The 16,186-nt window shown below is 35.5% G+C and carries 13 protein-coding genes; 3 read left to right on the top strand and 10 right to left on the bottom strand.

Annotated elements, in window-relative coordinates:
- Nucleotides 1-41: 41 nt before the first annotated feature.
- From CSC80_RS09700 to CSC80_RS09740, 9 genes are all read right to left on the bottom strand, one after another.
- Nucleotides 42-3,971 carry a DUF2194 domain-containing protein gene (locus tag CSC80_RS09700; protein WP_099191314.1) on the bottom strand — a complete coding sequence of 1,310 codons (3,930 nt, stop codon included), beginning with the start codon at nt 3,969-3,971 and terminating at the stop codon, nt 42-44.
- Nucleotides 3,972-4,211: 240 nt separating this feature from the next.
- Nucleotides 4,212-4,661: a hypothetical protein gene (locus CSC80_RS09705; protein WP_091608843.1), complete on the bottom strand. Its 450-nt coding sequence runs from the start codon at nt 4,659-4,661 to the stop codon at nt 4,212-4,214.
- Nucleotides 4,662-4,822: 161 nt separating this feature from the next.
- On the bottom strand, nt 4,823-5,002 hold the full coding sequence (locus tag CSC80_RS19320) for a hypothetical protein (protein WP_143751736.1): 180 nt from the start codon (nt 5,000-5,002) through the stop codon (nt 4,823-4,825).
- Between the two features lie 180 nt (nt 5,003-5,182).
- Nucleotides 5,183-7,672 (bottom strand): zinc-dependent metalloprotease, encoded by a 2,490-nt coding sequence (locus tag CSC80_RS09715; RefSeq protein ID WP_099191318.1) that lies wholly within the window; start codon nt 7,670-7,672, stop codon nt 5,183-5,185.
- A 196-nt stretch (nt 7,673-7,868) separates the two neighbouring features.
- On the bottom strand, nt 7,869-9,299 hold the full coding sequence (locus CSC80_RS09720) for a DASS family sodium-coupled anion symporter (RefSeq protein ID WP_099191320.1): 1,431 nt from the start codon (nt 9,297-9,299) through the stop codon (nt 7,869-7,871).
- Nucleotides 9,300-9,354: 55 nt separating this feature from the next.
- A complete protein-coding gene (gene lysS, locus CSC80_RS09725) occupies nt 9,355-11,046 on the bottom strand; it encodes a lysine--tRNA ligase (RefSeq protein WP_099191322.1) in 1,692 nt (563 codons plus the stop codon).
- A 39-nt stretch (nt 11,047-11,085) separates the two neighbouring features.
- On the bottom strand, nt 11,086-11,811 hold the full coding sequence (locus CSC80_RS09730; protein ID WP_099191324.1) for an SGNH/GDSL hydrolase family protein: 726 nt from the start codon (nt 11,809-11,811) through the stop codon (nt 11,086-11,088).
- A gap of 86 nt (nt 11,812-11,897) precedes the next feature.
- Nucleotides 11,898-12,461, bottom strand: coding sequence for a thioredoxin family protein (locus CSC80_RS09735; RefSeq protein ID WP_091601920.1), 564 nt, complete (start codon nt 12,459-12,461; stop codon nt 11,898-11,900).
- A 105-nt stretch (nt 12,462-12,566) separates the two neighbouring features.
- A complete protein-coding gene (locus CSC80_RS09740) occupies nt 12,567-13,619 on the bottom strand; it encodes a helix-turn-helix transcriptional regulator (protein ID WP_099191326.1) in 1,053 nt (350 codons plus the stop codon).
- 96 nt (nt 13,620-13,715) lie between these two features.
- Here CSC80_RS09740 and CSC80_RS09745 point away from each other — a divergent pair, with 96 nt between their 5' ends.
- Genes CSC80_RS09745 through lipB form a run of 3 tightly spaced genes read left to right on the top strand, consistent with a single transcriptional unit; the run spans nt 13,716 to nt 15,360 of the window.
- Nucleotides 13,716-13,871 carry a YqaE/Pmp3 family membrane protein gene (locus CSC80_RS09745; RefSeq protein WP_074669928.1) on the top strand — a complete coding sequence of 52 codons (156 nt, stop codon included), beginning with the start codon at nt 13,716-13,718 and terminating at the stop codon, nt 13,869-13,871.
- 11 nt (nt 13,872-13,882) lie between these two features.
- Nucleotides 13,883-14,620 (top strand): hypothetical protein, encoded by a 738-nt coding sequence (locus CSC80_RS09750; protein ID WP_099191328.1) that lies wholly within the window; start codon nt 13,883-13,885, stop codon nt 14,618-14,620.
- Nucleotides 14,621-14,646: 26 nt separating this feature from the next.
- Nucleotides 14,647-15,360, top strand: a complete 714-nt coding sequence (gene lipB / locus CSC80_RS09755) for a lipoyl(octanoyl) transferase LipB (protein ID WP_099191330.1) — start codon at nt 14,647-14,649, stop codon at nt 15,358-15,360.
- A gap of 30 nt (nt 15,361-15,390) precedes the next feature.
- On the opposite strand, the gene CSC80_RS09760 is transcribed toward lipB, so the two are convergent.
- A complete protein-coding gene (locus tag CSC80_RS09760) occupies nt 15,391-16,083 on the bottom strand; it encodes a hypothetical protein (protein ID WP_058105246.1) in 693 nt (230 codons plus the stop codon).
- Between the last annotated feature and the right edge of the window lie 103 nt (nt 16,084-16,186).

The raw sequence follows: 16,186 nt of genomic DNA on the forward strand, positions 1-16,186 counted from the left end.
ATTGGTAATTAAAGAAAGCCCTGTTTTCAGGGCTTTCTTTATTATTTGAAATTATACTGAATACCCAGCTGAACGGCGTTAGAGAAAAACCGGTCAATAGTAAAATAGGAGTAATTTAAATGTACGGTTGTAAAATTCATGATCCTGTAAGATAGTTTACCTTCATAACGCTGAAAACTATCTTCTTCCTGCTCCGCAAAAAGTGAAAAGTCGCTTTGCCAATTAAAATCTGAATCTTCGTTACCAATGGTGAATTGTAATCCTCCACCGGCATAAAGTCTATCTTCGGTAAGCCAGTAAGGAAAACCGTCTCTTCTCTCTTCAGAGCCAACACCGTAAGCACCTTCTATTAATGGACCAAATTTAAATTTGTCCAAATTCAGCAAATTATATTTTACTTTGGTGCCACCAATAGCGTAGTATTGACTATCAGTGTAGTAATCTGCTTTTACATAAAATTGGTGATCTAGGTTAGATGAGTACTCAAACTGCTGTGCTGCTTTTACCTGAATATCATAAATGTTTAATTCGTAACCCGGTCCTGTAGTAACGGGGTGTACTTTTAAAGCTAATGAAGATGTGCTATTGTCACCAATAAAATCTATACCGGTATTAAAATGAAAGAATACCTTATTAAAATTATCTAATTCTACTTTGGCGCCAACGGAAAAAGGTTTCTTCTCATTGGACTCTGTTTTATATTGATATGCAACACCAAGTAAATCTCTATCAATATCATTAGGAACTATAGTGTCCTTAAGAACTGAATATGCGGTACCTTGAACAATTGAGAATTTATGAAAGTCGAGTTTTGTATTATAAAAACCAAAATGGAAGGCATTGTTGAACAAGGTTGGGTTAAATTCATCTGCAATAGCAGATGAGGTAAGTCCTATGGAGTGCCCTTTCTTTTTTCTAGCTTCAATTTCAGATTTTTTTACAATAGCGTCATCCATTAAAACTTTGTACTTGCTTACATATAAAGATTGCTTTTCGTTAGTTTCAGATTTTACCTCATTGTTGAATGCAATTTTAAAATCGGGATCAATTTTGTTCTGTGGTATGCTTAAGGCTATTTTACCTGCACCATCTACATCACCCTTTAATAATAATAATTTCACCATGTGGTTCATGGTATTATAATCCCTAGGATTCTTTTCTATATGTTTGGCATATACTTGTTTTAAATACCGGCCATTGGCGTATTCAAGATTCCAATCTAAAATATGTTTAATAGAAATGGTATTGGTACACGTGCTCCAATCTAAAGCTTTCTGGTATTGTGAGTATTGCGCAAATAAAAGAGCAATGTTCTTTGATAGTCTAATTAAATCGGGTCTGCAGGGCTCTATTTCTTGGGCTTCCTCTAAGGCTTTGTCTGGATCATTGACCAGTAGATATCTTAGATAGTACTCAAAGTCTGTAAATTTCTTACTTGCAATGGTCTTTGTTTTTTCTTTCCATTCCTTGACCACTTCTGGAGAAATATTTCCACATTTTTGCCAAAGTTCTGCCTTGTCAAAATTAAGTTTCTCTGCATACGCTTTACTAATTGAAGTGGCCAGATCTTTATTGGATATACTACAAGGTTCTATTTCATCTAGTTTCTGTAGCAAATCATCTTTATTGGATTTTACCAAAAAATCATAGTATGTATGTTGGTTCTCATCAGTTGGTTCTAAAGAATATAGAACGCTAAGTACTTGTTCTATAATTTCGGTATTATCTTCGGTATTGAAATTTTGATAATATTCTTTAAGAAGGGCGGGGTCATTTTGTCCCCATTCCATCTGCCTCTCTATCCACATTTTTTTAATGGTAGGTGTTGGGTAATTACTGACAATACTAATGTCCCTAGAAAAATCTGCATAAGAACTTGATGGGTTTTTTTGGTATAGTTGGTCTAATTGTGACCAAAGCTCTTCGGTTTTGCCTTGAGCCTCCATACCTTCTGCATAAGTAACTATTTCTTGGCTGTTAATGAATTTATTATTGTCAAATAGTTTTTCCATTAAGTTTGTTGCCTCTTTGGTTTTTTCTTCAACCACCAATCTGTTGATTTTTTTCTTTAAAGGCACCATGGTCTGCTTACTCCGGTTATAAGCTTTATAATCGTTATTTGTATTGGTGATTAAAGTTGAGGTTGTACCAATTAATGTTCTAATTTCTGGTCGTATATCTGGTACACTTAAATTTGGGGACTTTGTTTTAATGCTATATAGAAAACCATTTAAAAATGGGGTTGCGCTAAATTCTGTCTGGTCAAAGAATAATTTTTCATGTACTTTGACATTGTTATGTTCGCTAACGTACATTAACCAATAAGAGTCTTTATTGGCATCTGAGTTTAAGGAACTAGATACTTCATACTGACCTTCATAACTTAAATGGCGAATACTTTGATAGCGCCAATCCATAACTGCCTCTGTAGACTTTTTAGCGGTTAAGAATTGCATTTGGGGGTGTCTATTCTTGTAGTCTGCAATATGATTTTTAAGTGAATTGATTGCATTTTCGACATTTCCCATTTCAACGACATCTTCAGTACTTAAGGCGTGAGACCAAATTCCTGTATATAGATAGGTAGACTCTATAGCCCATAATTCTTTATCTGAAATGGTATAACCACTACTTAAACGTGGATAATCAAAAAATCTATTGTTCAATGGGTCTGGGTCAAACTCCCTATTACCACCTTTATACAAATCTCCTAAGAAAGAGGTATGAACAAAGTTTAAACTAGGAAAACCTTTTTTTAATGATATTAGCCCTAAACTATCAATTTTATTATTTGGTGCCACATATGATGTGGGTAAGGACTTGGATATATTTTCTTCCCATTTTTTCTCAGACGCCTTTATATTTTCAAGAATTAGATCAGTGTCTTGCCATAATTCTTTGGACAATGAAAGATCGTTATAACCACGAAAACCTAATTCATGACCACGGTTGGTAAACTCGTTGGTCATCCATTTATTGGTGCCATCTTCATTTTTTCCATCCAATAGCCCAGTTTGGTCCCAACTTTTAAAGTTAGCCTCACCGGTGTTCTTGTCATCGGGATTAAAAGTTACATATGCAGAGAATTTTATATCTTCTTCTTGGGAAAACTTTTTCATTTTAGGCCACCAATCTTTTTTTAAGAACTCAGATTTTCCCTCTCTATTTTTTAAGGTTATTGCTTTACCATTTTCGTCATAAACAGCCGATGGAAAATCATCAAGAAAAAGCGTTCCAATATTTGCAATTGGGTAGGGTATGCCCTCAAGTCCAAGCAAACTGGCTGAAAATAACAATCCCCTCATTTCTTTTTTAAGTACTTGGGATGAATTGTACAGGATGACCTTACCATTGCCAATTTGATTTTCAACTAAAACAGGGTAATTATTATCATTATATGCAGATACCAGTACATTAACGTTACTGGAGAAATTGGAAGTATTGAAACCTAAATGTGTTGTTTCATTATCAAAGCCGCGACCTTGCATACCTGGAAACAAAGGTTTGTTAAAGAACAGGCCCGAAGCTACTTTGTTCGTAGACCAATCAGCCCCAGGGGTCATGCCAAAAAAATAGGACATACGTGCATCTTTTGCTGCTTTGGTAATCAATAAGGTTCCACCTTTAGAAACGAATTTTAAGAGACTGTCAATGGCAACGGTACTTAAACCTGCAGTTTCATGAACGGTAACGACCCTTGTGGTTGGTGCAATATTCAATTTTTCGTTAAATTGATTTACCCATAACGTTTTGTGTGCAATTTTAGAATAGTCAAAAGCCTTTGCCAAGTTTTCAGTTTCTAAAATAGCGCTGTAATTTGTTGGCTCTATTAAAAACTGAACCAAAGGCTCCTCTGTACTTTTTTCCGGAATATTAAATTTGTTATTAGACTTGTAAAGTTCTTGTTGGCAACCGGTTAAAAGAGTAAAGGCTATAAGTAGAGATAAATAACCTATTTTTTTTGCTATCATGGTTTGGTGTCTTAAAATCTAAATTGAGACGCATGTTGCTGTCTTCAATTTGAAGATTCTAAGTACAAGCATAAAGGTGTTAGCTTAAAATTTATTGGTCAAATATGCAATTTCATCCATGAATGTATGGTTTAAGGGTTTAGCCTTGGTTTATAAGGTGTTTTGGAAAGTTTGAGATATCGATTAAATGCAAAAAAGACCTGCCGAAAGCAAGTCTTTTTTTTGGGTTTGTATAAGCAGCTATTGTCTGGCAGAGCGTTTTCCTTTTCTACCTTCATTGTTTTTACCTCGCATTTTTCGTCTATGGTCCATTTTTTCCCATTTTTCATATTGCTCGTCATCAAGTATAGATTTCATTTGCTCTTTTCTGGCAATCTGATGGTCTAAGCGCTCATTTTGCATAGCGTACTTTTCTTCTGCGGTCAATACCTTTTTACCTTCTTCTTTTTGGGCTTTTCTCTCTTCCATTTTTGTTTTTCGAGCAGTGGCATCTTCAGTAAGTATTGCTTTGATTTTTCCTTGTTGAGATTCATTAAGGTCTAAGGCCAAAGTCATTTTTTTGGTCTGAATAGTTGCTACTTGTTCAGGAGTCAAATCTTTCATGTCACCTCTTTTTCCTTTTCTTTGGTGATCTTGTGCCGTTGCAGTTATGCCTGCCATAATCAATATGGCCATTACTAATTTTTTCATGTTTATTTTTTTATGTATTTGTTACTTTGACATGAAATTTTCAATTAGGTTTAAGTGTAATTTAATTTTTAATAGTTTTTTAACGGAAAAAGATAAATTATGATAATTAAAAAGCGCGGCTTTTGGGCCGCGCTTTTAAGTAGGTATGTTCTTTGAATTTTTTAATTGGTCTGTGTTCGTCCTTCCATCGTTTTGTATGGATTAATAACGATGTCAGCCTCTTGTTCGTAGGTGTTTGTTACAATATCTTCATTAACGGTATCATTTGTGTTCTGGTGATAAACAACAGAAGCACAGATAAAACAAGCTAGGTAGATAAGACTTTTTATTTTATTGGTCATGATTTGGGGGTTTAAATTCTTTACTAATCTAAAAAAGATAAACGCATGAAAAAGCCCATTGTTGTGTAATGGGCTTTTTTTGATGTCTAGAATATTTAAAATGTGGTTAACACATTTCATTCATCGATGATATTGGTTTTTCATCGATAACGTTGAAATCTTGACCACAATTACATGCAATTATTTAGGGTCTAAAATATCGTTAATACGCTCAGAAACATCGTCGTAATGATATTTTGTCATCAAGTCAGAGGTTCTGTTACGTGCGTTTCTAATATCGCGCTTCAAAATATTCAATTCGGCTCTCGCAATGGTTCGAATATCAGATTGACTGGTGTTGACAACTGTTGATTTTCTGTAGCCACCAAAATCCGAAGCCTTGGCTTGATTTTCTGCAGTCAACAAATATGCTAAACGGTCAATATGGGCTTTTTGTAGGTTCCTTCTATAGGTATCTACCGTTTTGCCACTCCTTGTTTCAGACCATATACCTTTTCTTAATTCGCTCATCATTTGGGCAAGGGAATAAGCTTCGGACTTATCCATTGTTTCATTTTCTATCAACCTTGCCATTTTGCCTAAGCTTAATACATTATTTAATGTACGTACTTGCATAGCCCGCATTTGTTCTAAAAAGCCAGAGTACTCTGTACGCTCCAAAATATCTTGGTCTAGCATCCACATTGGAGTATTAAATAACTGTTCTTGAAGAAAAGCCATGGCTCTTTGCTGGCGTTCTTTAGGTACGGCGGTATACACGGCGCCATCTTGATCATAGGTTTTGTGGTGCTCATATACGCCCCCAATATTATTGGAAACATGGCCCATATATCTATTGAACTGAGCGAATACTTGCCCATAAAGTTTATCAAGGTCTTCATAGTTCTTACCATCTTCTGCGGTCCACTCTATGAGTTTGGGAACAATTCTTTTTAAATTGGCAATACCGTATTCACTAGCTTTCATAGCGTCATCTCCCAAATCTTCGGTCTGTGAACTTGGGTCAACTATATCACCTACTTGTTGATGGCCAAAACGGTAAAGAGGGTCACCTGCATGTTTTAAGATCCACTGGTCCAAAATAGCTTTTTCCTCTTCTGCTGTAGTGTTTAAAATTGGTTTGTACCCCCATTGAATGGCATATTTATCATATACCCCAATATCTGGCATTAAGGCAACACCTTCATCACCAGGTTGCGCAATGTAGTTAAAACGGGCATAATCCATTATTGATGGTGCCGTACCATATTTTTTTGTAAACGTTTTAGAACGAAGGGAGTCTACAGGGTATGCAACACTACTGCCCATATTATGTGGAAGCCCAAGCGTGTGGCCAACTTCATGTGATGATACAAATCTAATTAAGCGACCCATAACTTCATCATCAAAAGATACACCTCTGGCAGCAGGATTGATAGCTGCTGTTTGTACAAAATACCAGTTTCTCAATAAGGTCATTACATTATGGTACCAGTTAATATCAGATTCTAATATTTCACCACTGCGGGGATCGCTAACATGCGGACCATTGGCATTTGGTATAGGTGATGCTAAATAACGTACCACTGAATAACGCACATCTTCAGGAGACCATTCTGGATCTTCCTCAACTGTAGGTGGTTCTTTTGCAATAATGGCGTTCTTAAAACCTGCAGCTTCAAAAGCGGTTTGCCAATCTTCAATACCTTGCTTAATAAAAGGTACCCATTTTCTAGGTGTAGCCCTATCTACATAGTATACAATTTGCTTTTTTGGTTCAACTAGTTCGCCATTTTTGAATTTCTCTATATCCTCATCTTTAACCTCTAAGCGCCATCTATCTAAAAACTTGATCGTTTTGCTCTCTTGAGCATCTAGACCATAATCTACTTGGCCACGTGCAAACCAACCTACACGCTCATCAAAATATCTGCGTTTCATAGGTTCTTCAGGTAATAGTACCATAGAGTTATTGATTTCCACAGAAATTGAACCTAAGGTAGAATTACTTGGAGGGTTGCTCGCCAAATACGTTTTCACATGGCGTACTTCAACATTTAATGGGTAACTCTTAATAGATTCTATATACCCTCTGCCTTCATCTAAACGAGATACTTTATATCTTTTGCGATACCTATCTGGCATACCAAAAGCTTTGGTGTCCTTCGTAAAAATATCGTTTACTTCGATTACGGTTGTAGGGTTGAGCGAGTCTTTCTGAATAGCTTTAATATCGAAGGAAAATAAAACCGGTTCAAAGTTTGAATTTACAACGGCTTCATGTACCGGTAAAGAATCTGCGGCAACAACATCATGGGATACTACACGAAGTAATACTTTTTTATCTTTCTTTTCCCAGCGAAGTACTTGGGTGTTTATTTTTCCACCACCAAAACCAATGCCCGATGCAGTTTTGGAAATACGACTTACCATAAGCATTTCTTTATTGAATAGGGAATCTGGAATTTCAAAATAGTGATTTTCATCTACTACGTGGGTAGTAAATAGACCTGAATCACTTTTGGCATCTTTTGTTATAACCTTGTTATAAGGTTGAATTTTATCTTTAGAAGGCTTGTTAGCTTCTTGTTCCGTGTTTTTCTTTTTCTTTTTGAAAATTTGGGCGTCAGCATTCTGGTAGCCAAAAACACACAGTAATAGTAATAATTTTACAAGTAATTTTCTTTTCATTTGTGAGTTAGTTAGGTAATCTTCCAAAGATTGAAATAATATCTGTAACAAATAGTTAATAATTTCTTAAGCCTATTTGTAACAATCATGATCAATAGGCGTCTTTTAAATAGGAATAAACATTTTTTCATTCTGAATTAGTCGATTATAAAGCCTTTGCAATATGCAAGGGCTTTATTTTTATAATAAATTCTTATTAAAATAAAAGAGGTAGAAAAAATTGAAATAAGAGGATCAGTAAGAGAACCGCTATAAGATTAAGAATTATCCCCGCGCGTGCCATTTCATGTACCTTAATATACCCGCTAGCGAAAACTATGGCATTTGGTGGCGTGGCCATTGGTAGCATGAAAGCACAGCTACTTGCAATAGTGATGGGAATAAGTAGATAGGTTATGGGCAGACCCAGCCCTATGGCTATTCCCGCAACAACAGGAGCTAATACTGCAACAAGAGCAACATTGCTCATTAATTCTGTCATAAATAGCATTAGAACGATCAGTAAAGAAGCCGTAAGCAATATACTTAGGTTGCTTTCTGCGATAACTTGGGCAACCAAATCTACAATACCCGAAACGGACATGCCATTTGCCAGTGATAGACCACCGCCAAATAGTATTAAAATTCCCCAAGCCAGTTTTTGGGTGTCTTTCCATTCTAAAATAAAATCTCCTTTTTTTAGATTATACGGCAGTGTAAATAACGCTATAGCGGCAAAAATACTTATAAGGGTATCCGATAGACCTAAATTGGGGAAAATGGAATTGATCAATGTTCTGAACACCCACAGAAATATTGTGACCCCAAAAATGGATAAGACCATTTTTTCCTTCCCAGAAGTAGGTCCTAATTTATCCAGTTCCTCATGAATAATGGTTTTTGAAGCCTTAAATTTTAAACCCCGAGTAGGGAAAAAGACTTTTACGAGAACAAAGTAACAAATGGAAATCATGATAAGGGAAAAGGGTAGCCCTATAGTCATCCATTTTAAAAATGATATTTCTATTTGATATTGGTTTTCAAGTAAACCTATTAAGACAGAATTTGGAGGGGTGCCAATCACCGTTGCAATACCACCCGCATTGGCAGAAAAGGCAATGCCAAGCATTACACTTAAGGCAAAATTGCGATCTCTTGTAGTGAATCCGTCTTCATCTTCGATCAATAGATTGATGACCGACATGGCGATCGGTAACATAACTACCGTACTTGCAGTATTGCTGATCCACATGCTCAGTACGGCAGTAGCGATCATAAAACCTAATACCACCTTATTGGCAGAGGTACCGGTAAGTTTAATGATAGTGAGTGCTATTCTTTTATGCAGATTTACCTTCTCTAACGCCAGTGCCATTACAAAGCCGCCAAAGAATAAAAAAACTATGGGGCTACCGTAGTTTGCTCCAACTTCACCAACTGGCATAATTTTTAAAATTGGAAAGAGCAATAGGGGTAATAGTGCGGTTACGGAAATAGAAACCGCTTCAGTTACCCACCATATAACCATCCAAAGTGCAACGGCAATGACGGCGTCCGCACTATCTGAAATCAATACACTTGGTAAAAAAATGATTATAAAAAATAGTATAGGACCTGTAAACAGACCTATTTTACTGCTTAAATTCATGCTGGTTGGTTTTGCCAGCTTCTAAACTACTATTTTTTATTTTTACGGTAAATGGCTATTTTAATATTTCAACAAAAAGAACATCGTCGTCCTTATAGATTTTTGCCAGTTGCTGTTTTGTAATCCCTTTAATGCCTTTGTCCCATGCTTTGTTACTTAGATCCGCTTTGTTTTTAAGCGCGTCTAATTGCATTTTCTTTTCTGATTTAAGGATATCAAAAATAACCTTTTCATTATCGGATAATTGAAGAGGTTTCTTTTCTGGTCTCATTTGCGGGAAGAACAATACTTCTTGTATAGATGCATTGTTGGTCATCAACATAACCAAACGATCTATACCTATACCAATACCAGAAGTAGGTGGCATACCGTATTCCAATGCCCTAAGGAAATCTTGGTCAATGAACATAGCTTCGTCATCACCTTTTTCGGACAACTTCAGTTGATCTTCAAAACGCTCTCTTTGGTCAATTGGGTCATTAAGCTCAGAATAAGCATTTGCCAACTCCTTACCATTTACCATAAGCTCAAAACGTTCTGTTAAAGCAGGGTTGTCTCTATGCTCTTTGGTCAACGGGCTCATTTCCTTTGGGTAATCTGTAATAAATGTTGGTTGCACGTAATGGTGCTCACATTTTTCACCAAAAATCTCATCGATCAGTTTGCCCACACCCATAGTTTCGTCAACCTCTAGACCTAATTTTTTAGCCGTTTCACGTAGTTCTTCTTCTGGCATACCGGCAACATCAATGCCTGTGTGTATTTTTATAGCCTCTAAAATAGGTACTCTTGCGTACGGAGCTTTGAATTCAATTTCGTGTTTGCCTACGGTTACCTTAGTAGTCCCATTGGCATCCATCGCAATTTTCTCCAATAATTTTTCAGTGGTATTCATCATCCAATTGTAGTCTTTGTAGGCTACATACAGTTCCATTACCGTAAATTCCGGATTATGGGTACGATCCATACCTTCGTTTCTAAAATCCTTTGAAAATTCATAAACACCATCGAACCCACCAACGATCAATCTCTTTAGGTAAAGTTCATTGGCAATACGTAAATACAAAGGAATGTTCAGCGCATTATGGTGCGTTAAGAAAGGGCGTGCCGTAGCACCACCTGGTATTGGTTGTAAAATTGGTGTTTCAACCTCTAAATATCCTTTGTCGTTATAGAACTCACGAATACTATTGGTGATCTTGGTTCTTTTAATGAATGTTTCTTTGACCTTTGGGTTCACCACTAAATCTACATAACGTTGACGGTAGCGTAATTCTGGGTCATTGAACTCATCATAGACCTTGCCTTCTGCATCTTTTTTTGGTAATGGTAAAGGTCTTAGCGATTTGCTCAACATGGTAAATTTCTTGACCATAATGGTTTTTTCGCCTACTTGGGTAGTAAATAGGTCACCCTCAATACCGATAATATCACCAATATCCAATAATTTTTTATAGACATCATTGTATAAAGACTTATCATCACCTGTACAGATTTCATCTCTATTGAAATAAACTTGAATACGACCGGAACTATCTTGTAGCTCGGCAAAAGAAGCTTTACCTTGAATTCTACGAGACATGAGTCTACCGGCAACAATAACCTGTTTATCTTCCTCATAATTAGATTTAATGCTTGCCGATGTAGCATTTACAGGGTATAAAGCAGCTGGATAAGGATTGATACCCAATGCTCTTAGTTTTTCCAATTTTTCTCTTCTGATAAGCTCTTGCTCCGATAATTGCATGCCGTCGTTTATTTAGCTGGCAAATATAATCGATATGTCTTAATCTTTCAATCTAGAACGCACTAAAGGATAGAGTCTTTCAACAAATTTTTCATATGCAAGGGCAGAAGGGTGTAAACCATCATTTGCTACCAATTCAGGTTCGTTTAAACCTTTTCTGGTAATATCGGTAATATTTAGAAACGTAACTCCTTTGGATTTTGAGGTAGATTTGGCAAAATCATTATACCTGTCAAGTTCCCTTGAGATTTGGTCATCACCGTTACTTTGGCCATAAGGCGTATAAAAGTAATCTGGAATTGAAAGCACGACTACTTTGTTAGAATCATTACCCGCAAGACTAATGGCTTTATCAATTAATTTTACAAATTCTGTCTCATATTGAGAAAATGGTCTAGATTGAAATTGATTGTTTACACCAATAAGTAGCGTGACTAAATTATACTCGGCAGATGCTCTACCACCAATTGATGCCAATAATTGATCGGTTCTCCAGCCGGTTTGTGCAATAACAGTAGTATTGACCTTATAGTTTTTATTTTCTTCAATAGTGGAACTCAATTGTTTTGGGAAGCTGTCTTCAAACGCAACGCTTTCTCCAACGGTATAACTATCGCCAAGAGCCAAATAGTTTATGGTTTCTTGGTTGTTTAGATCTTCTGAAAAAGGTGCGGATCTAATATCTTCGGTTTGGCTGCAAGATGGTAATATAGTAAACAGAAGACCTATTAGCGGTATAAGGGATAACTTGTTCAAGTATTTCATAATTATCTAACGTAAGAATAGTTGTAAAGGTTTTAGTTAATTATAAAATACTCGATTAATCATAAGCTAGATGATATCAATTGTTGTCAGTCAAAATGTAATGATGTCCCATAATTGGGTAGGTAGACTTGTTGGCTAACAATTTTTAAAATGTCGTCTTCTAAACTGGTGATGGGAGTTTCAATAATTCTATTTATTTCTCTGCCATTTTTATAAAAAATAAAAGTAGGAACTCTTCTAATGTTTAATCCCCACTCTTCACCTTGTGGACTTTTTTTATAGGCTTCTTTTCTTTTGTCAAGGGCAATGATTTTTAAGTTTTCATTAGGGTATTCAGCTTGCTCCAGAATTTTTAAAAATCGCGGAACCTCTCGTTTGCTATCACCACACCAAGTGCCCATAAATATTAATATTTTGTAAGCGTTTAAGTGTTTTTTAATGAGTTTTATTTTTTCGGTATCAGCTTGATAGTTGCTGAAATTAGGAAGATACCAAGTTTTATAGGTGTTTGCGGAAAGAGCTTCGGGTGTAATTTTGCCAAGTAGAAATGGTTGTTGATTCTCAATATGCACTTCTTGGTTAATTTTTTGAGAATTGATTGTAGTAGTGTAGCTTAAAATAAATGCAATAATTAATAAGGAAAATTTCATGATCTATAATTTTAGATTAGATCTGAAAATTCTAGAAATTATTAGGGAAAATTAGGTTTTAAGGGGTGGAAATGGGTACTAGACCCAGGGTGGAGATTTATAGGGTTATTGAAAACGTTGCTTTATTTCATCTCTTGTACTTACCCCCAATTTCTTATAAACGTTGTTTATGTGTGTTTTTACGGTGCTAACGCTAATAAACATGTCATTGGCAATTTCTTTGTTGGTTTTGCTCTTAAGAATTTGGGATACTATATTTTGTTCCTGCTCTGTAAGTTTGGTCAAAGGTGAAATTTGTAGTTTTGTTTTATCTTTTTTTGATTTTAGAATTAAAAAGATATTGAACCCGATAGAAATAACAAGTAAAAACGGCAATACCCATTGCCATAGTTTGGCTGAAGGGGCTTTACGGTCAGCAATTTGTTGGTCAATCGCTATTTCGTTATTATATAATGTAGTCAGGTTAATTTTTGGGTATTTAGAACGTAAACGATTACCTAGAGATGTATAATAATCCGAATTGTTGATATCAGCTAAGTAATAGGAGTAAGTATCATTTTTTCTATCGGATAAAAAGCTATAAATATATAATTCTGCCAGTGGTTCATTTAGGTTAGCTCCATAATCTTGCAAAGAGGTAAACCATTTTTTTGAGTTTAATTTTTTACTTGCATTACTTCTAAATTCATTGAATTCATATGCCATTTGCTCTTTTAGGACATCAATATCCAAAAACATAGAAGATGAAGAATTAGTGGAAGAAATTTCACATAGCGTCTCATTGTCAAATGATGTCGGAAACATAATGGTGTCGGTGTTTTTGGCAATGAACAAGATACTTTTGCTGTATTCACAACTACCAAAAAAATGATCGGAATTAGTGCCAAGATCAGAACATTCATCCACGTGTATTCTATAAATCCTGTTTTGGTCCATTAAATTATCTCCGCTAAAATTAAAATAGCCCAAAGAATCTGTTGTAGTCTTCTTTAAAATCTGTTCCATTGAAATTTTGTCGAACTTTCTGTAATCTTCAATAATGGAAAGGTATATAGTTTTGCCAAACTGTTGTTCTGCAATTTGACCTTTAAAACTATATTGTGCGGCACAATAGGAAAAAGAAAATAGCAGGTAAATTAAAAATAACTTTTTAGGCATTGGTTAAATAATGATAGTTTTTAAGATTGGTTTTTGTAACAAAGTGGTTATACTTGCGACGTATAAGGTACATCAATCAATCAAAATAATAATCAAATGAGTTTAATTCGCGTATTGCTCGCCATTTTTTTTCCTCCTTTAGCGGTTTTGGGCAAAGGTTGTGGTTCTTTTCTAATTGTTTTACTTTTAACTTTTTGCGGCTGGGTGCCTGGCGTAATTGCCGCATTGGTCATTTTGAACAATCCTAATTAGAAAAATCTTTCATGAAACTTTTAAAAACCTTCACTGCTGTTTTAATAACAGTATTCTTTGTTGCCTGTAATTTTACAGAAGAAATTTATTTTAATGAAAATGGCTCAGGCAAAATGAGTATTTCTTTTGATGGGGGCGAAATGTTGCAAATGTTGCCAGAAACAGATTCTACAAAATTGGAAAAGGCTATAGACTCCACTTTGGTATTTAGAGATTTGTTGATAGAAAAGAAAGATAGCATAGCTAAATTACCTTTAGAGGAGCAAGAAAAATTAAAAAGATTAGAGCCTTTTAAACTTCATATGAACGTTGATCCGGATAAAGGAATAATGAATTTTGATATGTTTACTGAATTCAACAAAGTATCAGAAGTCAATGATGCATTTAATTCTTTTCAAAATGCAAGTTCCATTGGTCCCATTGCTGGGGGTAATGCTATGCCGGGTGGTGCTCCAGAAGAAGCAACAAAGGTCAACTATACTTTTAAGAAGAACAAATTCAAACGAGAGACAGTAATTCTTGATCAAACATTATTTGAAAGGAGCATAGATAGTTTAGTAGGTGCAGAAATGTTTTTATCTAGCTCTACATATACATTTAAGTATCATTTTCCAAGACGTGTAAAATCTACCAACATAGAAGAAGCTACATTTTCCATGGATGGAAAAACTATGGTACATGAAGTTAATTTTCTAGAAATGATGAAAGACCCAGAATCTGTAGTCATTGAAGTGGAATTAGAGAAATAGGCTATAGCTTTTCGTACCTTTGTAAAATGAACAAGAAGGTACAAGTACAAGATTTAGGTCTTAAAGACTATAAAGAAACTTGGGATTATCAGGAACAGCTATTTCAAGAGACGCTTGATCTTAAAATACGCAATAGGAGAGAAGAGTTGAATTTAGCAACTCCCAATCATTTTCTTTATGTTGAACATCCCCATGTGTATACTTTGGGAAAAAGCGGAGACATTTCCAATCTTTTGGTAGATGAAAAAGTTTTGGCGGATAAAGGAGCCACTTTCTATAAGATTAATAGAGGGGGGGATATCACCTATCATGGTCCTGGACAAATAGTAGGTTACCCTATTTTAGATTTGGATAACTTCTTTACGGATATACATAAATACCTTCGTTTTTTGGAAGAAATGGTCATTTTGACTTTAAAGGAGTATGGATTGAAAGCGGAGCGCTCGCCTGGTGAAACTGGAGTGTGGTTAGATGTTGGTACTCCGTTTGCACGCAAAATTTGCGCCATGGGTGTAAGAGCATCGCGTTGGGTAACTATGCATGGTTTTGCGTTAAATGTCAATGCTGATTTAGGTTATTTTGATTTAATGATCCCGTGCGGAATAAAAGGTAAGGCGGTTACTTCTTTAAACGTGGAGTTAGGTAAGAAAGAAGTTAATTTGGAAGTAGTGAAGCAAAAATTATTAAAGCATTTTCAAATACTTTTTGAAGCTGAGGTAAATGAAAAAACCGAGGTGTAAGCCTCGGTTTTTTTATGTTTTGACATTAGTCTATTTGCTGTGTGCAGTAAGTAAGGTACTGCTCATAAGGTCTCCATTTTTCTTATAAGTTTCTTGTTTAACCATACCCACACCTTCTGCAAGCCACACTCTAGAAGGGTATACTTGGTTTGCCATCATCATTTTTGATCGGTTTTCACTGTATAGTACGTAACAGTCATAAGTACCGGCAGGAGTACTGATACTTTCTTTTTTCTCTACATTTCTATTGGTCATGTCAACGGTCATATTCATATTTATACCGCTCATACTAATTTTCATGGCAACATTGGCATCGTTAAGTTTTTGGCCAACGCTAAGGTCATTTGGTATTTCTATATCATTACCCGATATTTCAATATCCATATCGCCATACTGTTCCATCATTTCAGAGGGTAGAAGAGATTCGTAATCTAGGGTTACCATGTTTCCGGTACACGTTAAATTGTACGTGGTACTATAAGCGTCCTTCCCTTTGTTATCTTTCAGGTCTATAGCCATGGTGGCATTAGTGACGTTTCCGTTATTTATGGCCTCTACGACCTTATATGAGCTTACACCCTCTACTTTTCCTTTTTTATTATAATTAGTGTATTCCATAGAAACACCTTCGTTCATGGGGTAGAATTTACTACAATTATCTTGAGCTATAGAGGTGGTGATACAAGTTAAAAGGGCAAGTGTAAATAATAATTTAGTTTTCATTTTATAATAGTTAAGGTTCTGAATTATAACTATTTAAATTTATGAAAATCCTAAGAATTATGTTGATTAAATGTATGGTCGGTATATAAATGTTTGTAGACCT

Source organism: Maribacter sp. 6B07 (assembly GCF_002700155.1).
In the GTDB taxonomy this organism is placed as follows: domain Bacteria; phylum Bacteroidota; class Bacteroidia; order Flavobacteriales; family Flavobacteriaceae; genus Maribacter; species Maribacter dokdonensis.